The 21,514-nt window shown below is 52.4% G+C and carries 17 protein-coding genes; 5 read left to right on the forward strand and 12 right to left on the reverse strand.

Annotation, left to right across the window (positions count from 1 at the left end; translation table 11 throughout):
- Positions 1-53: 53 nt before the first annotated feature.
- The 3 genes from COO92_RS03960 to COO92_RS03970 form a co-directional block, all read right to left on the reverse strand.
- A complete protein-coding gene (locus COO92_RS03960; RefSeq protein ID WP_165792276.1) occupies positions 54-1,946 on the reverse strand; it encodes an adenylate/guanylate cyclase domain-containing protein in 1,893 nt (630 codons plus the stop codon).
- Positions 1,947-2,102: 156 nt separating this feature from the next.
- Entirely contained in the window at positions 2,103-3,962 is a 1,860-nt protein-coding gene (locus tag COO92_RS03965) for an adenylate/guanylate cyclase domain-containing protein (RefSeq protein WP_101300138.1), read from the reverse strand.
- Between the two features lie 47 nt (positions 3,963-4,009).
- Positions 4,010-4,447: an Lrp/AsnC family transcriptional regulator gene (locus tag COO92_RS03970; RefSeq protein WP_101300140.1), complete on the reverse strand. Its 438-nt coding sequence runs from the start codon at positions 4,445-4,447 to the stop codon at positions 4,010-4,012.
- 176 nt (positions 4,448-4,623) lie between these two features.
- On the opposite strand from COO92_RS03970, the gene COO92_RS03975 reads away from it, so the two are divergent.
- Together COO92_RS03975 and COO92_RS03980 are read left to right on the forward strand one after the other, a co-directional pair.
- Entirely contained in the window at positions 4,624-5,706 is a 1,083-nt protein-coding gene (locus tag COO92_RS03975; protein WP_101300141.1) for a saccharopine dehydrogenase family protein, read from the forward strand.
- A 264-nt stretch (positions 5,707-5,970) separates the two neighbouring features.
- Positions 5,971-8,400: a tetratricopeptide repeat protein gene (locus COO92_RS03980; protein ID WP_240626319.1), complete on the forward strand. Its 2,430-nt coding sequence runs from the start codon at positions 5,971-5,973 to the stop codon at positions 8,398-8,400.
- Positions 8,401-8,468: 68 nt separating this feature from the next.
- Here the strand turns inward: COO92_RS03980 and COO92_RS03985 are convergent, their stop codons facing one another.
- The 3 genes from COO92_RS03985 to COO92_RS03995 all read right to left on the reverse strand — a co-directional run bounded on the left by COO92_RS03985 (position 8,469) and on the right by COO92_RS03995 (position 10,899).
- Entirely contained in the window at positions 8,469-8,972 is a 504-nt protein-coding gene (locus COO92_RS03985; RefSeq protein WP_022730588.1) for a universal stress protein, read from the reverse strand.
- Between the two features lie 239 nt (positions 8,973-9,211).
- The gene (locus COO92_RS03990) at positions 9,212-9,976 is read right to left on the reverse strand and encodes a TIGR02186 family protein (protein WP_240626320.1); all 765 of its coding nucleotides are present in this window, start codon (positions 9,974-9,976) and stop codon (positions 9,212-9,214) included.
- On the reverse strand, positions 9,976-10,899 hold the full coding sequence (locus COO92_RS03995; RefSeq protein WP_101300143.1) for a sulfite exporter TauE/SafE family protein: 924 nt from the start codon (positions 10,897-10,899) through the stop codon (positions 9,976-9,978). Before COO92_RS03995 ends, COO92_RS03990 begins: the two co-directional genes overlap by 1 nt.
- Positions 10,900-10,923: 24 nt before the next feature.
- On the opposite strand from COO92_RS03995, the gene COO92_RS04000 reads away from it, so the two are divergent.
- On the forward strand, positions 10,924-11,271 hold the full coding sequence (locus COO92_RS04000; RefSeq protein WP_309471169.1) for a sulfurtransferase TusA family protein: 348 nt from the start codon (positions 10,924-10,926) through the stop codon (positions 11,269-11,271).
- A gap of 86 nt (positions 11,272-11,357) precedes the next feature.
- Positions 11,358-11,840 (forward strand): GNAT family N-acetyltransferase, encoded by a 483-nt coding sequence (locus COO92_RS04005; protein WP_101300145.1) that lies wholly within the window; start codon positions 11,358-11,360, stop codon positions 11,838-11,840.
- Between the two features lie 53 nt (positions 11,841-11,893).
- On the opposite strand, the gene COO92_RS04010 is transcribed toward COO92_RS04005, so the two are convergent.
- The 4 genes from COO92_RS04010 to COO92_RS04025 form a co-directional block, all read right to left on the reverse strand.
- On the reverse strand, positions 11,894-13,285 hold the full coding sequence (locus tag COO92_RS04010; protein ID WP_101300147.1) for a DUF2336 domain-containing protein: 1,392 nt from the start codon (positions 13,283-13,285) through the stop codon (positions 11,894-11,896).
- 12 nt (positions 13,286-13,297) lie between these two features.
- Positions 13,298-15,022, reverse strand: coding sequence for a sensor domain-containing diguanylate cyclase (locus COO92_RS04015; RefSeq protein WP_022730594.1), 1,725 nt, complete (start codon positions 15,020-15,022; stop codon positions 13,298-13,300).
- Positions 15,019-16,872: an EAL domain-containing protein gene (locus COO92_RS04020; RefSeq protein ID WP_101300149.1), complete on the reverse strand. Its 1,854-nt coding sequence runs from the start codon at positions 16,870-16,872 to the stop codon at positions 15,019-15,021. The genes COO92_RS04015 and COO92_RS04020 overlap by 4 nt, the downstream gene beginning before the upstream one ends.
- 312 nt (positions 16,873-17,184) lie before the next feature.
- Positions 17,185-17,880: a GGDEF domain-containing protein gene (locus tag COO92_RS04025; RefSeq protein WP_101300151.1), complete on the reverse strand. Its 696-nt coding sequence runs from the start codon at positions 17,878-17,880 to the stop codon at positions 17,185-17,187.
- Positions 17,881-18,026: 146 nt separating this feature from the next.
- On the opposite strand from COO92_RS04025, the gene COO92_RS04030 reads away from it, so the two are divergent.
- Positions 18,027-18,335 (forward strand): DUF5818 domain-containing protein, encoded by a 309-nt coding sequence (locus tag COO92_RS04030; protein ID WP_101300153.1) that lies wholly within the window; start codon positions 18,027-18,029, stop codon positions 18,333-18,335.
- 24 nt (positions 18,336-18,359) lie between these two features.
- On the opposite strand, the gene COO92_RS04035 is transcribed toward COO92_RS04030, so the two are convergent.
- The gene (locus tag COO92_RS04035; RefSeq protein WP_165792277.1) at positions 18,360-18,995 is read right to left on the reverse strand and encodes an SPOR domain-containing protein; all 636 of its coding nucleotides are present in this window, start codon (positions 18,993-18,995) and stop codon (positions 18,360-18,362) included.
- 124 nt (positions 18,996-19,119) lie between these two features.
- Positions 19,120-21,504 carry a Lon protease family protein gene (locus COO92_RS04040; RefSeq protein ID WP_101300155.1) on the reverse strand — a complete coding sequence of 795 codons (2,385 nt, stop codon included), beginning with the start codon at positions 21,502-21,504 and terminating at the stop codon, positions 19,120-19,122.
- Positions 21,505-21,514: the final 10 nt, after the last annotated feature.

Below are 21,514 nucleotides of genomic sequence, written 5' to 3' on the forward strand. Positions count from 1 at the left end.
ACCGCAAAGGTTTTACAAAACGCCGCATTGGTTTTCCAATGCGGCGTTTTGTTTTATCTGCTTTCGGGGGATGTGCTGTCTTTCGCTGCGTCATCGATGCCGTCAATCAAAACTTTATAGACGGCTGTTGTTTCGCTTCGGCCACGCAGAAGAACTTCCTTGGCTGGTATGGCCTGTGACGGATCGCTGAGCCTGCTATATGTGCTCTCGCCGATCAGTATTTTCGTTCCCAGTTCCTTGTTCATCGCTTCAAGGCGGGCGGCACTGTTTACGGCATCGCCATTGACGGTAAAGGAAAGCCTGCCTGGCGCGCCAACGCTGGCGGCAACCAGCTCACCGGTATTTACCCCGCAGCGGCACCGTAAAGTTGTTTCCTTGAACTGTTTGGCATAAACCATCTTTTGCAGGGAAATGGCCGTTTCAACGGCGGCATCGGCATGGTTGGGCAGTTCGCCAACCGCGTTAAACACCGCAAGGATCGCGTCGCCCTGATATTGGGTGATAATCCCTTTGTTGGCTTCGATCACTGCCGTAGCATCCGTGAAGTAGGCATTCAGAATATCAACAACATGCTGCGGGTCTGCCTTTTCGCTCATGCTGGTGAAGCCCTGCAAATCAACAAAGAGCGTTGTCGCAATGCATTTATGTGGTGGGATTGTTCCGGCATCGCTTTGTGATGCTAAAAGTTGCTCGGCAATTGCCGGGGGCACGAACTTGCCAAACAGGCGTCCGATCCGTTCGCGGTCATTTAGTGTGACGACCATCTGGTTAAAGGACGTCGCAGCATCGTTAAATTCTGTGATGTAGCTTTCTGGAAGGTGGGGCAGGGATGTTAGATTGCCTTCTTCAAGCTGGCGGGTGGCAGCGGAAAACCGTTTAAGAGGGCGCGAGAAATAGTGTGCAATCACAGCCGCACCGATCAGGGCCCCAATCAACACAACAACGCCGATCCACAGCAGAAAATCAAGGCGACGACCTTCTGCTGCGAAGACAGACGGCGCAAAATGCATTCCAAAGGTGATCGGCGTCGCAGACGACTGTGATGCTTCGCGGGTGACGATAATGTTGTAAGTCGAATTGATGATGACCTGCGATACATCAAGGCGTTGATCCAAAGCGAGTTTAAGGCTGTCACCAAGGTCAAGCGGTTTCCATCTGGCACGCTGGGAAAGGATCGGATCGCCGATTTGATCAAGTTGCGGAAGGACGCTTGTCGCTTCTTCTAGCGTTTCGGGGACAAAGGCAGAATCCTCGGCCCGCATATTGACCCGTTGCCAGTTTGAAAGGCTTGGATGGGCGATGATGTGATTTTCAACCATGATGAAGGCTGTCCGTCCATCGCCTTGCTCCTGCATTGGAAGGTCGCGCGACAAACCGGGCAGGGTCAGGTACTGGATCAGGACACCAAGATATTCGCCGTTCTGAAAAAGCGGGATGGCTTCACCAATCACGACCTGACGAAGTGCGCTTTGCCAGTAAGGGAAAAGCGTTTGGCTCTTGGCTGGACCGGTCTCGGGGAAAAGTTCTGCAATCTGTCCATCGAACAGATCGGCCTTGGTTTTTAAAAACTTATGCGTCTTTGGATCGTAGCCAAGAAACTCACCATCCGGTGTTGTCATTCCGATGGCGGCGATATCGGTTTCACCGGCAATCAATGACGGGATATTATCGGTCCAGAACGACGGGTTGCGCGGATTGACAAGACCCTCGGCAGTTTGTGTTGCGACCCAGTTATTGCGATCGGCAAGTCGGATCAGGCGTTTTTCGACAGTGCGTTCCGCCTCGGCAAGGTCAGCACTGGTCATGCTGATCCAAAGATCGCGGGTGTTTTCAACCGCAGTCTGTAGACCAACATAAAGCGACAGACCAACACCAACCACACTGCAAAGCAACAAGCCCCCCAGCAAAACGCCAAAAATGGAAAAGCGTCCGTGACGTTTTGCCAAACTGTTTCCCCCAAGTTTAATGGAAATGCGATGATGCCTGTCCATTTTGAACATGCTTATCTTACCATTCAATTCATCAGCTTATGTACTTTTGATGAGCATGGAAAGAGGGCAGTCAACTCTGGGTAGGTATGCACTGTTCAGTGTGTTTTGACTTTATGATAGGCCGAGCAAGTCCGACGGCACTGTATAAAGCTCGGTCATGCTATGGCGCCCCCGCAGCAGAACTTCACCTGCCTTGATCACTCTGTCTGGGTTGGAAAGCAGGATACGCGTACTTTCTGATATCAAAACATCAGTATGAAGCACCTTGTTCTCTTGTTCCAGACGCGACGCCGTGTTGACCGCATCGCCGTGAACCGTAAACGATAGCCGTGCCTTCGCACCGACGTTCCCGGCCACCATATTACCGGTATTCACCCCGCATCGGCAACGGATCGACAATCCTTCAAATGTTCTGCTATGGACTTCTTTTTGTAGGGCAATTGCGCTGTCGAGGGCGGCATCAGCGTGATTTTCCAAGTCATCAAACACATTATAAACCGCAAGGATAGCATCGCCCTGAAACTGGGTGATGATGCCGCTATGCGATTCGATAATGCTTGTCGCACAATCAAAATAGGCGTTGAGCATCGAAATGATCTGATTTGGGTCGAGTGTCTCGCACATCGATGTAAACCCGGCGATGTCGATAAACAGGACCGTTGCTTCTGTTTGTTGTGGAGGTAGTGCCCCGGAATCTGTTCCCGATGCCAGAAGTTTTTTGGCAATGGATTGCGGGACAAATTTACCAAACAGACTGGTAATACGTTCGCGGTCATGAACCGCAATCATCATGTGATTGAAGGATCGGGCGGCATCGTCATATTCGCGAATTCGGCTACCTTCAAGTTGAGGGACATCGGCAGAGGCGATTGCTTCGTCTTCGAACGCACGTGCCGCGGCCGCGAACTTTCGGATGGGTTTTGTGAACTGGCGTGACATCACAATCGCGACGAGGATCGCAAGCACCAGAACGCCACCTCCCAGAATAGATGCCAGTACGAGCCGTTCCCATTCATCGTTAAACAGTTCCTCGTCGAAATGCATACCGATGATGATGGGCGAAATTGCAGCATTTTCGACCTGTCGTGTAACGATCAGGTTGTACTTTCCATCAAGTTCAAGACCGGAAAGCTGAATGCCTTTTCCTTTTTCCCCGTCGTCATCGCGTTCGGTTTTGATCCTTTCGGATTTACCGATATTGGCCAGAACCGGATCACTGATGTCACTTATGGTTGGAAGGGGGATCGGGCTGCGCGCAATGTTCGCATCATCGATGAGTTTGGATGCGGTGTTAGTGCCCCAGTCACGCAAACCCGGATGTGCCATCACCCGATTGCCACCAATCAGGATAAAAGGTGTTCCGGGTAAGTCTTCGCGCCCTCTAATCAGGCTGTCGGACAGGTTCGAGAGCGATAGATATTGTATGAAGGTTCCAAGGTAGCGCCCGTCATTAAATAACGGGACCCAGCTGGTTAACACGGTTTTGTCGAAATATGGGTCCCAGCGGGGAAAGCCGGTTCTACTGGTCGCTGGTCCGCGTATCTGGGCCAATTCGGAAAACAGCATATCGTCCATGGGAAGGGTACGCCGGATGACGCTCATATCATCGGGGTTATAACCGATAAACTGCCGTTCACCGGTGACAAGGCCATAGGCCATGACATCCATATTTGCCGCGGCAAGCGCGCGCATTGCATTGTTCCAACCGTATTGGAAGCTGGGGTCAAGCGCACTTTCGGCAACCTGCTCGGCGACCCAGTTTGATCTTTTGTCAACTTCATCCATGCGTTCCTGCATGGTGCGTTGAACTGATGTCAGATCGACATCTGCAAGCATCACCCAAAGATTGCGGGTGTTCTCATAGGCCGCTCCAAGCCCGACATAAAGGGCCAAACCGACGCCCAGAATGCTGGTGGCGGAAAAACCGGCAAGAAGGACAGAAAGGACGGAATATCTACGTTTTGACGTCACTCGGTGTTTCTTCCTGAAAAGAAGGTTCCCCAACCTTGAGAGCCAGTTTAGCGGCGATCGAATTTAGTTGAAAGGATGATCGAACTTGATGTGCGTTTTATTCCGGCAAGGCCGCCGATCCGGTCAAGTACAGTATCGAGTTCTTCCGATGTATCGGCCGCTATTTCAGCGATCAGATCGAACTCCCCGGCAATCGCAAGACAGCGAATGCAGTGGGGGATTTTCTGTAATGCGCCAACAACACCCGCAGATTGCTTTTGTTCAAGCTGGATCATGACTTCGGCCAGAAGAACCGGGCGTGCCTGATCACCAAGTTGAACGGTATAGCCCATAATTGTCTGTGATTTTTCAAGCCGTTCAAGACGTTCCTGAACGGCACTGCGCGATAATCCAACATCGCGCGCAAGGGCGGTAATCGGAATACGTGCATTTTCCTGTAACCTGGCAATCAGGCGACGGTCGGTTTCATCAAGTCGGCGTTTCATCGGGTATACCCATAAAAATGACGGTCTATTCAATGATTTTGACAGTATCGCCGGGTTGTAAGCGTCAGTCCAGCGGCGGACGATAAAAGGGTCATAAACAAAACGTTATCAGGACAGGCACGGCATCGGAAACATGGCTGTTTGTTTATTGTGTGTTGATCTGGGAGTGAACGAAAATGAAAAAGATTTTGATCCTTGGGGCTGGTAAAATCGGGCGTATTGCCGCCGTCATGCTCAATGAAAGTGGCGATTATGCGGTGACACTGGCCGATGCCAATGGCGACATGCTGGAATTCTGCGCGCAGGATAATGCAGCAACGCTTGTAAAGGTTGATGTTACAGATGAAGCCGCCCTGACCGAGGTTGCCCGTGGGCATGATGCCATCTTGTCGACCTGTCCGTTTTATCTGAACGTTGCGATTGCCCGTGTGGCGCGCGCAGTCGGGGCATCCTATTTTGATGTGACCGAGGATGTTGAAACCACCCGTGCCATCCGTGAAATCGCCGAGGGGGCAAGCAGCGCGTTTGTGCCGCAATGTGGCCTTGCACCGGGGTTTATTTCAATTGCTGCCCATGACCTGTTTAAGCGGTTTGATAGCGTGCAGAAATTGCGTCTTCGGGTTGGGGCGTTACCGCAAAATCCGACCAACCGTTTGAAATATAACCTGACCTGGTCAACTGACGGACTGATTAACGAGTACCTTAATCCGTGTGAGGCCATCCTCAATGGCAAACGTGTCGAGGTGCTGCCGCTTGAAGGATATGAACGCTTCACAATTGATGGCACAGAATACGAAGCCTTCAATACGTCGGGTGGAGTTGGGGCATTATGTGACATGCTTGAAGGCAAGGTTGCCAATCTTGATTACAAAACTGTGCGTTATCCGGGGCATCAGGAAATCCTGAAAATCTTGATCGAAGATCTGCGTTTGGGCGAACGCCCCGATATGATGAAGGAAATTTTTGAAAATGCCCTGCCGATTACCCAGCAGGATGTGATTGTCATTTTTGCTGATGCGGTTGGCATGCGAAATGGGGACCTGTGCGAAGAAAACTTCATCCGCAAAGTGCATGGTACTGAAATTGGTGGTCAGAGGTGGTCGGCGATCCAGATTACGACCTCTGCCGGGTTGTGCGCGCTGATCGATATGGTTTTGACCCAACAGCTCCCGGGGGCTGGCTATGTTCGTCAGGAAGAAGTTGGTCTTGATGATTTTCTCGCCAACCGGTTTGGTCGGTATTTCAGTCACGACGGATAGGCCTTAACCTTTCCGCCATTGCTTTATCGATGTCCATAAAATCCCCTGAATGGAAGTTCGGGGGATTTTTTCCGGTTTTTTCGGGGATTACTGTGAATTTCTGAGAGATTGAAAGATGAAATTCACCGTGGCGCAGGATGGTATTGCATCAATGCAACCCTTGGGCATGGCCACGAGCAAGAATTTATGGCAAAGACGTGGTTTGTTAACGCTTGGCCCGTATGGTGACGGGATAAATTGATACTCTAACGGCGAAGGCATCCCTTGTCTGATTTCGGCAACATATTCCGGTCTGCGATGGACCTGTATGAAGCAGGCCAGCTTGCGGAGGCTGAACAAGCCTGTCGCAAGATGACACGCGCATTTCCACAGGCTGCAGAGGCAATGCATCTTGCCGGTCTTGTCGCCATGCGTCAGGGAAATCAGGCCGTTGCTGCCGAACGCATGGGGCGTGCGGCCATTGCCGACGCCAACAGTGCCGAAATCCAGCATGATCACGCACAAGCCTTAAAAGCCGTTGGTAAATTGCGTGATGCAATTGGCGCGTTTAAGCGCGCCATACGGCTGTGTCCGGATGCACCTGCACTTTATTGCAATATCGCCAATACCTATCGCCAGCTTGATGAACTCGACGCAGCACGGGAAAATTACCAACATGCGTTGGAATTGGCCCCTGACGTTGCAGAAATTCATGCCAACTATGCGGCCTGCCTTTATGCGTTGGGCGATGTTGCCGGGGCTGAAACGTCCTGTTTGACTGCGCTTAAAATGCGCGATGATATCGTCAATGCACTTGTTCTGATTGGCCAAATCAGGCTTGATCAGGGACGAACTGTTTCAGCCAGCGAACCTCTGCGCCGCGCGCTTGATCTTGAGCCGGGTCATCAACGGGCCTTAACAGCCTATGGCGACGCACTTTTCCGTTTGGGACAGTTTGCCGGGGCGCAGCATTGTTTGCGTCAGGTTCTTGCGCTTGATCCCACCGATGCGCCCGCACGCCGGACTTTGGCTTTGCTCAATTTGCGGGTCGGGCAGGGAACAGAAGCTATTGGCGCGCTTGAGCCACTTTTACAGGCCAACCCTGAGGATCCTCAACTTTTGCTGATGATGGGCGAGGCGCTTAGCATTGTGGGCCGCCATAGCGAAGCCGTTGAACGGTTTGGCGCGGCAATCGGTGTTGGTGGCGGCGATGACGCGGTATTTCGCCTTGCTGTCGAATTGGCCGAAGAAGGTGATACCGCATCGGCGCAATCGGTCCTGCAAAACGGCATTGATCGCAAGATCGCAGCAGGCGAAAACGCCGCCCTGTTTAGGACGGCCCGACGGTTGCTGTTTGCCCCCGTGCCGACCAACATTGCGGCACAGAATGACGAAGTCGTTCGTGAGTTGCTTGACGACACGATGGATGAAGACTCGCTTGAACCGGGGCTGGAGTACGTCGGTGCAGACCGCATTGATCCTACTATTCTGACACGGTTCCCACCAGTTTGGCGTGCCGCCCTTCGTCCTGAAGGTGACAAGCAACTGCGCGCGGTTGGTCATTACTGGGAGCAGCTGGTGTCGGGATATGACGTGCCCGAAGTCAGCAAGGACAAGGTCCATAATGGCGGTAAAATCCGCATCGGGGTCGTTTCCGCCAATATGTGCGAAAATGGTATCGGACGCTGGATTGTCGGGCTTGTGGATGCGATTGACCGGGATCGGTTCGATGTCACTGTGATCCGTCCGCCAACTGGTGAAGACGATATTACTGCGCGTATTGACGAACATGCCGATCTTGTCGTGCCATTGCCACTTGATCCATTGCATTCCGCGCGCGTGATTGCCGGGCTTGATCTTGATGTTTTGCATTATGTCGATCCGCAGGCCGATGCCTATACAATGCTGCTGGCAAGCTGGCGTTTGGCCCCGATGCAGATTTCCGGCGGCGGTATTGCCGCAACCAGTGGCCTTTCAAATATCGATTATCATTTGATTGCCGAAGACTGGGAAACGGCAGGCGGTGAAAAACGGTTTAGCGAAAAGCTGATCCGGTTACCGGGGTTGTTTGTCAATGCGACACGGCCAGATGACCTTGGTCTGACAACGACGGATCTGCAACGACACTGGCGCCTGGCGCAAGATAGAAATACCTATTTGTGTCCGCAGCCATTGGATGTTTTGACCGCCGAATTTGATCCGCTGATTGCCGAAATCCTGCGACTTGATGAAACGGCTGAACTTATTTTAATCGCACCGGAACGTGATAGCTGGGACGCGGCATGGGGGCGGCGGTTTGCTGTTAATTATGCCGACGTTGCGGGACGCATGCGGTTTGTCTCGGTGCGCAATCGGTCCGATATGCTGTCACTTTTATGTGCGGTTGATGTGGTGCTTGAAAGTCCGGCATGGAATGATGCGATGCTGGCGTTTGATTGCCTCGGGCTTGGCGTGCCACTGGTGACCCTGCCCGGTAGTGCAGCCCGGTCACGGCGCAGTCATACCTGTTATCGTCAGATTTCAGTGTTTGATTGTGTGGCGTATCATTCTGCCGATTACGTTGATACCGCCCTTACGCTGGCGACGGATAAACGTCGCCGTTCGGTCGTCTCACAGGCTATCCGGAGCCGATCCCACATCCTGTTTGGGCAAAAATCATCCTTTGACGCCTATATGCAGTTTCTTGAGAAAACCATTCAACCGGCCTATGCCTGACCCCGATGTCTGAGGATAGGCGGCCGGTTGATTTGATGTTTCATCAAGGTTTTCAGCAAAAGCTTGCGTTAGCTTAAGGCATCGATGTCTGCTTCTGACAGGGCGGCAGGGACGATGGTTAATGGCAACCGCAGCTGGCCAACCGTGTCGCTTTTGGTCAGGTCAGTGATAAGCGGGCCGGGGCCCTCGGAATTGGTGCCAGCTGCGAGAACAAGAATGGAAATTTGTTCTTCTTCTTCAAGCAACGTCAGCAATTCATCCTTCAGGCGGCCTTCGCGGATAAACAGAAGCGGCATGGCGCCGGTTTGTTCATGGACATAGGCGGCCAGTTCATTGACGCGGGCTTCTGCCTCCTCGCGGGCTTCTTCCTTCATCAGGTCGCCAACAGCAACCCAGTGCTGAAATTCTGCAGGTTCAATAACACTCAATAACGCAACGCGACCGCCCGTATGTTGCGCACGGCGGCAGGCATAACGAAGTGCCTTGGTCATCTCGTCACTGTCATCAACCACAACAAGAAACGTTCGGTTTGTTGATGTGCGCAGTTCCGCATCGGCATCGTGTGAAGTCATATGTAAGCCCTGATTAGTTTACCCGATCGGCAATCATGGCACTGAGTGTGGGACAGCGTCATTGGCCTGTTTCATAAAGTGTGCCGTAATTCGAGGCCTGTTTCCAAGCTGTTTTTTAGCCCGTCGGGCAAAGAATTATCTATTGAGCAGGTGCGGGAAAATTGCTGCGCACGCACAAATCTCTATTTTGAAAGCGGACAAACGGAGACGTTGGCCTTATCCGGTGACGGTTTGGGAAATTATCCCTTGCGGAAGGCGACGCTTGCGACCCAGCCCGAAATCACAGCAATGATCACGGCAATGATGCCGTAAAGTGCCGAGTAACGGTGAGCAAAGTCATAGACTTCTGCGCTGACCCCGGTTTTAGAAACCACCAACGGGGTTGTTTTGACACTGGCAATGCGTCCGTCTCGGATCAAATAGACATTGATCATATAGGTGCCGGTCGGTGTGTTGGCCGGGAAATGGATGTCGGTTCGAAACAGCTGGTTTGACAAGAAGCTGATTTTTGCCGGGCGCTGGTTAAACAAGCCAACGTTTTGCATGTTACGTACGAGTGCTTCGCGATAGGCTTTCTGGTCGACTTCCGTGATGTCGGTGGTTGCGATAAAGCGCTGATGTTCCAGACCAATACGATAATCTTTGAGCACATTATCGTTGGCAATAATGTCCATCGGTCGGTTTGATGCACTGGCGTAATATGTCGGAACGTTTTTGAAGGTTGCACTTTCGCGGTTCACCCATATTCCGACAGTGCGTTCCTTGCGCCGCACGACCATATCCTGATCGGGGCCGCGCACAGTGACGATAATGTCGCCTTCGTTTTGAACCGCACCAAACAGCAGAACATCGGTGCCGGTAAAGCCGGTTGTGATGGCAACAAGGTGGTTTGACAAATCCACCACCAGCGCATCGGCCCAGCTGTTCTTAAGCGGTAAGGTCGCCGAGATGACGGTAACAGCAGCCATGAATGCGATGCGAAACATGTGCGGGGAAAATGACATCACAGGTTCCCCGGCATGATCGAATAGAGCTCGCTTGGTTCGATCACCAAATCAAACAACAGTTTGAGACAGACCGATAGCACAAGCAAACCAAGAAGTGCACGAAGGTGTTCTGCCTTCAGGCGCGATCCAAACCGCGCGCCAAACTGTGCGCCAATCACCCCACCAATCAAAAGCAGGGTAGCAAGGGCGACATCAACCGTTTGAGTCTGGATCGACTGCAGGAATGTGACGTTTGCAGTGACAAAGATGATTTGGAAAAGCGATGTACCAATCACAACACCGGTCGGCATACCAAGAAGGTAAATCATGGCAGGCACCATGACAAAGCCGCCGCCAACCCCCATCAGGGCCGTCAGCATGCCGACAAAGAATCCAATGACAAGGGGTAAAAGCGCACTGATGTAAAGGCCCGAACGGTAAAACCGCATTTTGAACGGCAGGCCATGAATATAGCTGTGCTGGTGTTTTTTACGGCGGCGGATACCACCACCTTTGCGGCGCGTGCGAAAAATGGCGCGTGATGCCTCAAACAGCATCATGCCGCCAATGATGCCAAGGAAGATCACATAGCAAAGCGAAATCACAAGATCGATCTGCCCGAGTGATCGCAACCAGGCAAAGACCCAGACGCCAACCGTTGATCCGAAGATGCCGCCGACCAGCAGAACCAGCCCCATCTTCAGATCAACATTGCCGCGCCGCCAATGGGCGAAAACACCTGATACTGACGATGCGACGATCTGGTTTGCTGCCGTGGCAACGGATACTGCCGGGGGGATGCCATAAAAAATCAAAAGCGGCGTAATCAAGAAGCCGCCGCCGACGCCAAACAGGCCAGACAAAAAGCCTACACCGCCGCCCAGTCCCAGAATAAGGAATATATTTACCGATATTTCGGCAATCGGGAGATAGATTTGCATCTTGGGGAGGCTAACAGCGTTTGATTGATTGTTATTATTCAGTCTAACATATTGTGCAAATGCAACAATCGCCAATTGGCGCTTTATCACACAGAAACCGCTTTTTTTATAAGGTCCTTCATGTCGACATCTTCAAGTGATGATTTTGATGTAATTTTGGATGCGCGGGGCTTGATTTGCCCGATGCCCGTACTCAAGGCGAAAAAAGCCCTCCGGGATGTTCCAGCGGGCGGTATGCTTAAGGTTATGGCCACAGACCCCGGATCGGTGGCGGATATGAAAGCATTTTGTGAGATGACCGGAAATCGGTTGCGATCGTCCGAGAAATCCGATGACGTTTTCATCTATCATATTGAAAAAGTCGCGCCCTGATCCGAGGGCGAACAATACCATCGATGCTAAGCATCTATTTGCATCTGTCTGACAATGCCACGATGCCCTTAAGAAAGACGGTTTCCATGCAAGACGCCCCACAAAAACTGACATGGGTTTCCTGTCGTTTTGACGAGATGACCCCGCATCAGGTTTACAGCCTGCTAAAGTTGCGCCAGCAAATCTTTATCATCGAGCAGGAATGCATTTTCCCCGAGATTGATGGTCTTGATCCGCTGTGCGATCACATCATCGCCCTTGATGGTGAGACTGTTCTCGCCGCCGTTCGCATTGTTGGACCGGGCATTGATCCTGATCATGTAGAACAAGGCGACCGACCTGCGATTGGCCGTGTTGTGGCAAGTGAAGTTTTACGCGGGAAGGGGATGGGGCGCCAATTGATGATCCATGCGATTGACCATTGCGATCAAAAGTTTTCCGGCAAGGCGATCTATCTTAATGCGCAGCTGTATCTAAAGAAGTTCTACCAAGACGTTGGCTTTATTCAGTTTGGCAATGAGTACGAGGAAGACGGCATTCCTCACATTTGTATGGAACGCCCGGCGTAATCTGCTTTCTGATACATTGATATGGGTGTGGGAATAGCGCTTATTGTTAGGGATCAGCGCAAACCGGTCGTTGTCATCCCGGTAAAGAATTCCAGTTGCCAGTTCATGTCATCCTCGCTAAGCGGATATTGATTGCCGTTGCGTGGATTAAGCGTCTGACTTGGTGGGACGTGGCCCAGTTTGACCTGAATTTTAACCGCAAGGTCGGCAGGCAACCCGGCTTTCCATGTCAGGGCCACAACCCCTTTGGCCGAATGCGTGTTGAGCACCTTTGTCACAGCTTCCGGGGGAATGCCGGCAAGAACGGAAAGGGCCGCACGGGCGAATTTAACATCATTGGCGGCAAGAGCTTTGGCGACTTCCTTGTCGGTCAGCTTCTTTTTGGCATGCATCGCAACCGCCTTGTCGTAGGCGGGTTCTTCTTCCTCTTCTCCGGCAGCAGCCGTTGCCGTCGCCGCATCCTTGCCATCGGCTTTGCCTTTGGTCGGTTCAGCTGGTGCGCCTTTTTTGGCTTTCTTCTTGGATTCTTCGGCGGGTGCTTCGCGTTTTTCGAACTCGCCAGATGCAATTCGGCGCTGGACGACTTCGCGCACGGCCTCAAGCTGATCTTTCTTAAGGTCCTTGCGCCGTTCAAGTACGCTGATCAGGTTTTCTGCAACAAACCGGGCAAGTTTACCCGCCGCAGTTGGTGGCAGTTCCGGGCGCTCGACTAAGGGCTGGTGCCATTCTGGATAATCGGGGGCACGGTCAATCAGTTGATCAAGGGTTTCTTCGCGGATTTGTGCCGAACGGTTGCCCAAAAGATGCGAAATCGCGTCTTTGTCACTGCTCGCAGCAATGGCATCGGCCAGTTTTTCGCCGACATTGCGTCGACGCGAGACAAAGCTCAGCGCGCCGCGCCCGGAGCTTCCCTCGATGATTTCAAGAAGGTCGTCTTCGCTTAGAACCGGCGAATATTGCAAGACCGGACCACACACGACACTTTCGGCATCACGCGCAAGCTGCTGAATGATCGGCTGCGGGGCGTCGGCGATGTCTTTAAGTGTCTGGGAAATAACCTGACGAACATGGACGGCCTGATCGCGCGCCAGTTTATCAAGTGCCTCATAGGTCATACGGCGGAGTTTGTCGCTTTCGTTTGGCGTCAGGCCAGCCGAAAGATGGGCGATTTTTTCGGCAAGGCTGCCACGAACGCTGTCATCTGTATCGTCGGTTAGAAAGACGTCAGCTTGTACCGGCGTTGCTTCGTTGGCGGCAATATGCCGACGCACCGAAGAATCGGTGTCGTTGGCAAGGAAATACAGGATTTCAGGGCGCGTATCATGGCGCTGGGCAAGCGTTCCGCGCACACCGGCATCGGGACTTGCCGCCATTTCCTTGGCTTCGTCGTAGGTGATGGGGGTTTCGCGTCGCTTGGTAAATACCCGCTGCAAAAATCCCTTCATCGGGCATTCCTCCTAATCTTCGATCTTAGCCGAATTGGTTGTACCGGGGGCAGATGCAATGCCAAAGCGGCCCTTGCCGAGTTTTTTAACTTGATACATCGTTTGGTCAGCACGCTGCACAAGGAGTTCCAAATCTTCTTTCGAACCGGCTTCATGCACGGCAATCCCCACTGATATGCCCAGCGGATGGTCCTTGTCACCGGAATACTTCGAAAGTATGGCGCTTTCTTTCATCAGTGTCTTGGCACGATTTGAGGCGGCCGCCACATCAGCACCTTCAAGCCATAAGACAAATTCGTCGCCACCCAGCCGCGCAACCAGATCTGATGGGCGGACATTTTCTTCTAGCACCTTGGTTAAGGCCAGAATGGCTTCATCACCAACCTGATGGCCGTGGATGTCGTTGACCATTTTGAAGTTGTCCATATCGACATACATCAACGATGCTGGCTCAAGGTCGCGTTGCAGGCGGCTGTGACGGCGTTTGAGTTCATCAAAGAATGCCCGGCGGTTCAGAAGTCCAGTCATACCATCTGTACGTGACAAGGTCAGAATGCGTTCATGCTGAATTGCCTGTTCGATGGCGATGCCGATTTGATCAGCAACTTCCGTCATGATCGCACGTTCGCCGTCATTGGGGTCCGGATGATTACTATCAAACAGGAAGATGACTGCACCATTGTTACGCTGGTGATAGTGGCAGGGCAGGGCAAAGACATGCCAGGTGTCAATCTGGGCGTCGAAAACTTCGCCCGATTGCTGGAGTTTCGCTAGTGCCTGTCTGGAAATCTCGTTTGCGTCTTTGTTGTCATCACCTGCTGCGATCTCCAGTTCGTTGGTTTCATCATTGCGTTTGAAAATGACACAATTTGCACAGGCCAGTGCGCGCGTGCTGGCCTCTGATGCGCCCTTAAGAACCATCAGCGGATCAATTTCATCACGCATGGTCCGCACGATATAGGTCATCAGTCGATCACGGTTTCGCGCGATTGACACTTCGCTTTCGCGGCGGCGTTGTTCAGTGATGTCATGCGCAAGACCGCGGGTGCCGATCCATTTTCCTTCGCGCGAATAAACCGGTGTTGACGATACCGCAAGACAGGCATCATTGCCGTTTGACCGGCGCAACCATACCGGAACATCGCGCACGGCCTTCTGGGTGCGGAACACGTGCTCGGCATCCTGATCGGCGATATCAAGAATGAAATGACGTGGAAAGCGGTCGACGATTTCTTCGGCGCGATAGCCAAGTGCGCCGCGCGGCGAAACAAAGATAAACTTGCCGTTTTCGTCGGTTTCCCAAGCAAATGCGGACGATACTTCGACAATGTCGCGATACCGTTGGCGCGAATCAATCAGGGCTTCGCGCAGGTTGCGGTCCATGCTGACATCGCGCGGCAGGAGCATCACATGGTTGTTGGTCGTCGGAAGCGCTGTTAACTCAAGTGTGGCCGTGCCGCGCTGAACTTCAAAGGTCAACATTTCAACCACACCGCCGGGTGTAGTTAACGCGCGGCGGATCAGTTGGTAAATTTCGGGAAACAACCCGTCGCGAATACCATTGGCAAAACCAACCGCATTCTTATTGGCAAACAACGGAACGCCATGCGCGTCCATGACAATCACTGGTGCTTCGGCATCTGCCATCACCTTTGGATCAAGCGCAAAGACTTCTGCGTCGTAACCTGTCAGGTCGTCACTATTATGGTCGATGGGGGCAGGATGACGGGTGTTCATGATCGTCCTCCTGAAACTGTTTGACTGTGATCTGTATTGCTTGAGCCCATTTCAAGGTCGCTGTTGGTTGGAGTACTGCCAATGGTTACTGGCGGGCCAAGGTAATACCCTTGACCATAATCAATCCCAAGCTCGCAGACCATCTCGTAACTGGCCTGATCATGGATCATTTCTGCAATCGTATGAATGCCAAGATCACGGCAAAGAAGGGCCGTTGCCTTAAGGAATGCGCGGCCTTTGGGATTGGCAAGCGCTGTACGCATTGCACCGCCGTCAAACTTGATGATGTCGACGTCAAGGGCGCTCAGATATTCAAAATTGGCCGCCCCGGCGCCAAAATCATCAAGGCAAATTTCGTGACCGCGTGCGCGCAGTTTCTGAAGGCCATTGTTCACGTCCTTAAGCCCACGAATGCGCGATGTTTCGGTTACTTCAAACAGAACATGTTCCGATCTAATATCATACTGATCGAGAAGGCTGATCAAATCAGGCAAGAAATCAGCTTGTTCAAGCGAATGCCCCGAAAGGTTAACCGCGACCGGATAGGGGATTTTATCAGGTGTGTCGCGTACATGGTCGAGAACCTTGCGGCTCATCGCCAGATCAAATTCTGTAATCAGGCCTGTGCCCTCGGCAAAGTGAATGATCTGATCAACAGCAAGCGGGCTACTGCCATTGGTGAAGCGTGCCAGGGCTTCGAAATGGTGCATTTCCTGACTGCCCAAATGAACAATCGGTTGCAGGGCGACAGCAAATGAGCCGTTTTCAACGATCTCACGAAAGGCCCGAACGGATTTCAATGTTTCCTGAATAAGGTGTGGCAAGCTGGCCGACAGGCGTTCGGCCGATACATCGTTTTGGCTTCGGTGCTGCATACGGTTAAGCGCATAGGCGACCGCGCGCGTCAGGTTGGTTTCACGATCATTGTCGCCACCGACAAAGTTTTCTGTGGCGTCAAACTGATGAAAATTGCGCGCACTTTCATAGTCGCTGCCAAACATATCCTTGTTAGATGATATGGTCTTCTGCTTGCTTGTGAAGGTTTCTGCCATACCGTTGGTCAGAGATAATAACGCATCTGTCGTTTCACCCGTAGTGGCATCACCCAGATCAACCCGCAATGCGCTGGCATAGGCAACGATCCTGCGTTCAAGTTCGATCATCGGTTCATCAACCGGGTGGATCCGGTCTGACGGGCTTGTACTGGCCGACGCGAACAAGTTCGATGATTGCATGGTGCGCATGCCAATCAAATGGGCTAATTCGCTGGTTGCGGCTGTTTCGGCCTGTGATCGCGATGCAGCCAGATTTTCAAGCACCACCAGTGCTTCGCTGTGATATTTCGACGATATTTGATCAAGATTTCGAGAAGCCGACAGCGAGTCTGATCCGCGTTTTTGTTCTTGAACCGCACTTTGCAAGATCAATCGATCAATGCCCGAGCGCGCACGCGGGCGGATGGCCCGGTGGCGTGCTGCAATGTAATATCGGCTAGCTGGATTGGCGATCATGTAACCGCTCAGTGACAGCGGCACGATATCCTGTACCGGAGTGCCATCTGCATCGAACAGTTGGAAATCAAGATCAAGCTCTTCGAGCCGTTTTAGGCCAGACCCGCTGTGCAGGTAAGCCCGCAACAGTGGGCGTTCCGACTTCACAACAAGCTTTTCAAGCGCTTCGCCAATCAGACGATCCGGAGTGCAGCCCAAAAGGCTTTCGGTTGCACCAGCAACAAACAGCACATATCCGTTTTCATCAACTTCCAGCAGCATGTCTGCCCAGCAAAATGCCATGGCAGCCAACAGGTCCTGGTCATTTGTTTCCGCTGAATAGCCAACGCTGTCTGTCATTGAGGACCCATCATCAAAAAACACCTGATCAAACTAGGTGCGATACTACCTGTATATATTAAATAACAATCCTATAGGGGATATGAAGGATTTGCACATTATTCGCCAAAAAATCAGACAAAAACCCAGAATATCAGAAGTTGCTATGCTCGACTATTGCCGCTCAGGTTTCTGAACGGGACAATACGTCTAGACTCTCGCGTGTGATCAGTCAGGTCTCGACGTTTGATATGGGGGCTTTGGCAATGGAATACGGTGAAGGGACGAAGATTTTTATCACTCAGGCAGGACACGCAAATCGTGCTTGGAGGGTCAGGCTGCGTTATGATCGGTTTGGGCGGGTTTTTGATTGTTGCGGCCTGCGTGCTTGTTTTTATACATGTCTTTGTCAGCATCGCTTATCAGGTCGGAGATATCATTCTTGGTGGTATAGACCGAAAACCCGAAACTGGCCTGAATACGAAGTGGCGTACCATGCCAGATCAGCGGGAAGCGTGCCGTTGCCTGTTGAAGTTGTTTAAGGCGTTTTTCTGCGGCATCGGGGTCGCTTCCGGTCATGAGAATGGCAAACTCGTCGCCACCAAACCGTGCAACAAAATCATCAGCCCGGGTATGAGTTCGCAGGTTTTGGCCAAAATGACGCAAGACTGCGTCGCCCGCCGCGTGGCCGTGCTCGTCATTTACCTGTTTGAAACCATCAAGATCGGCGATCACCATAAGGCCTTTTTCGCCACTGCGCGCCGAGCGGGCAAGAGCTTCGCGGGTGCGGCGCATAAAGCCGCGACGGTTATACAGGCCGGTGAGTTCATCGGTTTCGACCATTAGCTCAAGCTGGCGAATACGGTTTTGCTGCTGGTCCAGCCGGGCTTGCATGTCACGCGCCAGATCAACCAGCGTCGACAGTGCGTCGCTTTGCTCGGATTCCTCCGTCGCGCGATTGTTAATCGCAGTCTGTTGCTGAAATTCTTCAGCAAGTTCTGTCAGAAATTCGATTTGCGACTTTTCCATAACCCGTCTGGTAACCCATGACATCAGATTGCGAAACCCGTAAAAGGATGAATACCTTTTTACAGCTGGCTGCGTTACAAGAACCTTAACGCGACACGAAAGAGTTTGTGACGAAGAACAATCGTTCACACACAGGAGATTGAAGAATGAAGACCGGTTTAATGGCAGGACTTTCAGGGAAAATTGCGATTCTCACAGTTGCAGTCGTATTGTCAGCCTGTTCATTTATACAAAAGAATAATTTCACCATTGCCGGTGAAATTACCGATCAGGGACAAGAATGCGTAACTTTCCGTGCCGATGACGGAACATTGTATGCGTTGGCGAACAAGGCAACGAAATTCCGCCCGGGCGATAAGGTTCGTGTCACGGGACATGAAGCCTTGATGACGACCTGCACCGAGGCGTCGACGCTTATTGTTGATAAGATCGTTCTGCTTGTGCCTGCGAAATAAATCGGGACTTTGTCCCGCCATCGTTTACGGACGGATGGCGAAACAATCGGTGCCGTCAGCAATAAGCTGGCGGCATTTTTCATCAGCGGTTACCTGATTGGGAAAGCCTCCCAGACGAAGGCGATGAAAAATGCCTTTGCTTCCCAGGTCCGCCGTGGCGATTTCGCGCGGGTGGGATTGGGCCAAGTCGGGATAGCGGATACGAAAACTGGCCCAATATGTTTGCGCACTGATGGTGTCGTGAAAGGCGCCAAGTTGTATCTGATACTGGCCCGTTGTCTCACCAAGTGACGCGTTCTCAACGGATGGTGACGGTGTGGCTGCGACTGTCACAGTTTGCATCGGGGCAGGGCGTTTGACTGCCGGTGTTTTTTGGGGCGCCGAAGAGACTTTTGGTTTCTTAGGGGCCTGCTTGGTCGCGCGGGGGGCTGTGCCGCTTATTGTTTGATGATATTGCGCTGCTAACGACGGAATTTCTTCAACAAACTCTGCTGAGTCGATGATTGGAATGGTTCCGGGCAGCAGGCTTACCGGCTGTTTGGGATCGCGCACAGTCGAGGCATGCACAGGAAGGTCTGTTGGAATGGCGTCAATCCCGCTGATTGGTGCATCATCAGAATTTTGCTGTGCAAGGGCCGCGTGTGGAGTGGCAATAATCATCACAGAAAACGAAATTATGCTGGCTTTGCGGATGTTTAGAAACCCCCGCCATAAAACCACGCAAGGGTTATGCGAAGCAGGCTTCGCATAATGTGGTCTATGGCGGGTGGGTTCTGACATTCTCTTAACGCTCTCCCCGTGGCGGATAGGCATATCTGTCACGCAATATAATGTCATTCTGGCGCAACCGTTCCATGGCCTTGCCGTAAACACTTTCGGACGGATATTGCCCGTCGGCACGATCCCCCGATGGCATGCCGCTTAGAAGTTCAATTGCATCATTGATGTGTTCAATGGTCCAGATGTTGAATTTGCCCTGACGGATGGCCTGCACGACTTCCTCGCGCAGAACAACATTTTCGGCGTTTGGTTGGGGGATGATAACGCCCTGATCGCCGGTAAAGCCCTGATCGGCGCAAATGCGATAGAAACCTTCGATCTTATGCGAAATACCGCCAACCGGCTGAGCTTCGCCAAACTGGTTCATCGAGCCAGTTACGCCGATGTTTTGACGCATCGGAATGTTGGCAATCGACGAAATGATCGCACAAAGCTCGGCCATTGATGCCGAATCGCCCTCGATACCGCCGTAATTTTGCTCAAACGTGACGTTACATGCGAACGAAAGTGGGAATTGCTGAGCAAAGCGTGATTTCAGGAACCCTTCGATTGTCATAACCGACTTTTGCTGAAGCGGACCCGACATATCCACCATGCGTTCAATGTTTAAAACACCAAGACTTCCGACATAGGAGCGTGCAGACACGCGCGCAGGCAGACCAAAGGCGTGATCGCCATAGTCCAGAACGGTGAGCGCGTTCACTTGACCGGCAACTGATCCGTAACTGTCGATCAGGATTTCACGGCGCTGAACCCGTTCATGGGATTTGTCTTCAAGGCGGCTGTTGCGGTGTCGGCGTTCTTCAATGGCGCGGCGCACGTCGGCTGCACGAATGCTGTCACGGCCATCGGTTTTGGCAAGTGCTCCGGCTTCGGTGCCGACATCTTCCACCCGTTCGATCTGGGCGGTCAGTTTGTCGCGTTCGCCTGCCCAACGGGCGGCTTGACCAAGAAGTTGGCGAATGGCCCCGTTATCGACCGGAATGCCGGACCGTGACAGGGCGGACTCGCGCAAGAGTCCGGTATAGATCGATATGTTGCGACCCGCAGCGGGCATATCTGCGTCAATATCGGCCTTGACCCGGAAATGGTTTCGGAAATCCACATCCAGCGAGAAGAAGCTGTAATAGAATTTCGGTGCGCCAACGATCACGACCTTAAGATCAAGCGGGATCGGGCGCGGCTCTGGCGCACCTGCGGTCGGTGGTCCGCCCTTATGGGTTTCTTCAATGCGGATTTCGCGGTCACGAAGGGCTGCCTTGAGGTAGCCCCAGCTGTCTTCATGTTCAAGCAGCGATTCGGCGCGCAAAACCAAAACGCCACCATTGGCACGATGCAGCGCACCGGGCTTGATCAGGCTGAAATGCGGGTGCATCCCACCCCCCATTGGGCGATACTGGATTTGCCCGAAAAGGTTGTCATAGCTTGGGCTTGGTTCCAGCACGACATCGGGGTGGGTGTCGCGTGAATGATCGATTAAAAGATTAACCGCATAGCGATCATCCACGGTTTCGGGGATCTTGCCATCGCCACTTTCGATGGCGGGTTGATCGCTTTCTTCTTCAAAGGCATCAATATTATCAAGGATGTCTTTTTCAAGTGCTTCAAACCATGCCTTCAGGCCGGGGCTTGTGAATTTGTCGCGGAGTTTCTTGATGCGGGGTTTCAAAACCACCTTTGCGGCATCGCGGCGCAGGCTATCAAGGGTGTCAGCGATTTGTTCTTCAAGGTCGCGGGTCGAAAGCAGGGTTTTGCGGGCTTCTTCGGCGACGTCTTCGAACGATTTTTCGGCCTTCCGACGGCGTTCCTTGGGGATTTCGTCAAGCGATACCGGTTCGCCTTCCTCGTTCAGGGCGACGATCATGACACCTTTTTCGTTTTCCTGAACATCAAGGTCGCGTTCACGGGCGTATTCACGCAGGGCATCAAACTTTTCGCGCACCTGAGCACGGGCTTCTTCCGTTTGTGACTGGGTGTCGGTCAGATGGGCCGGGGCATTGAAGGCGGATGAAAAGGCTTCGCGCAGATGCGAAATCAGCGTTTCCATCGCCGTCATCAATTTGTGACCGTCACCGGCCGCCATCGCATAGGGGCGGGGCCGGTTGGTACGTGAGAAATTGTTTAGATATACCCAGTCGTCAGGGGCCGCGCGTTCTTCCATTGCCTTGTTCAGGTAATCAAGCGTCGCGGTCATGCGACCGGCCCGATCAATCCCCAGAACAAAGATGTTGAACCCGGGTTCTTGCATGGAAAGCCCGAATTTCAGGGCCTCTGCGGCACGGTAGTGCGATGAAAAATCAAAAATCTTTGGCGTTTGGTCTTTGTGTGGGCTTCTAATCCGAAAGTGCGGAAAACCGCAATCTTCTGCGTCGAGACGGGAAACTGGCATCTGCTGACTT

The organism is Thalassospira lohafexi, from assembly GCF_002844275.1.
GTDB classification, from domain to species: Bacteria; Pseudomonadota; Alphaproteobacteria; order Rhodospirillales; family Thalassospiraceae; genus Thalassospira; species Thalassospira lohafexi.

What these genes read in the sequence shown, in the direction of transcription:
- COO92_RS03970 (WP_101300140.1), bottom strand. Translation starts at nt 4,447, where the DNA reads ATGAAACGCCGACTTGATGAAACCGACCGTCGCCTGATTGCCAGGTTA.
- COO92_RS03985 (WP_022730588.1), bottom strand. Translation starts at nt 8,972, where the DNA reads ATGACTTCACACGATGCCGATGCGGAACTGCGCACATCAACAAACCGA.
- COO92_RS04025 (WP_101300151.1), bottom strand. Translation starts at nt 17,880, where the DNA reads ATGGAAAAGTCGCAAATCGAATTTCTGACAGAACTTGCTGAAGAATTT.
- COO92_RS04040 (WP_101300155.1), bottom strand. Translation starts at nt 21,504, where the DNA reads ATGCCAGTTTCCCGTCTCGACGCAGAAGATTGCGGTTTTCCGCACTTT.
- COO92_RS04015 (WP_022730594.1), bottom strand. Translation starts at nt 15,022, where the DNA reads ATGAACACCCGTCATCCTGCCCCCATCGACCATAATAGTGACGACCTG.
- COO92_RS04010 (WP_101300147.1), bottom strand. Translation starts at nt 13,285, where the DNA reads ATGAAGGGATTTTTGCAGCGGGTATTTACCAAGCGACGCGAAACCCCC.
- COO92_RS04005 (WP_101300145.1), top strand. Translation starts at nt 11,358, where the DNA reads ATGCAAGACGCCCCACAAAAACTGACATGGGTTTCCTGTCGTTTTGAC.
- COO92_RS04030 (WP_101300153.1), top strand. Translation starts at nt 18,027, where the DNA reads ATGAAGACCGGTTTAATGGCAGGACTTTCAGGGAAAATTGCGATTCTC.
- COO92_RS03990 (WP_240626320.1), bottom strand. Translation starts at nt 9,976, where the DNA reads ATGTCATTTTCCCCGCACATGTTTCGCATCGCATTCATGGCTGCTGTT.
- COO92_RS04020 (WP_101300149.1), bottom strand. Translation starts at nt 16,872, where the DNA reads ATGACAGACAGCGTTGGCTATTCAGCGGAAACAAATGACCAGGACCTG.
- COO92_RS03995 (WP_101300143.1), bottom strand. Translation starts at nt 10,899, where the DNA reads ATGCAAATCTATCTCCCGATTGCCGAAATATCGGTAAATATATTCCTT.
- COO92_RS03975 (WP_101300141.1), top strand. Translation starts at nt 4,624, where the DNA reads ATGAAAAAGATTTTGATCCTTGGGGCTGGTAAAATCGGGCGTATTGCC.
- COO92_RS04035 (WP_165792277.1), bottom strand. Translation starts at nt 18,995, where the DNA reads ATGATTATTGCCACTCCACACGCGGCCCTTGCACAGCAAAATTCTGAT.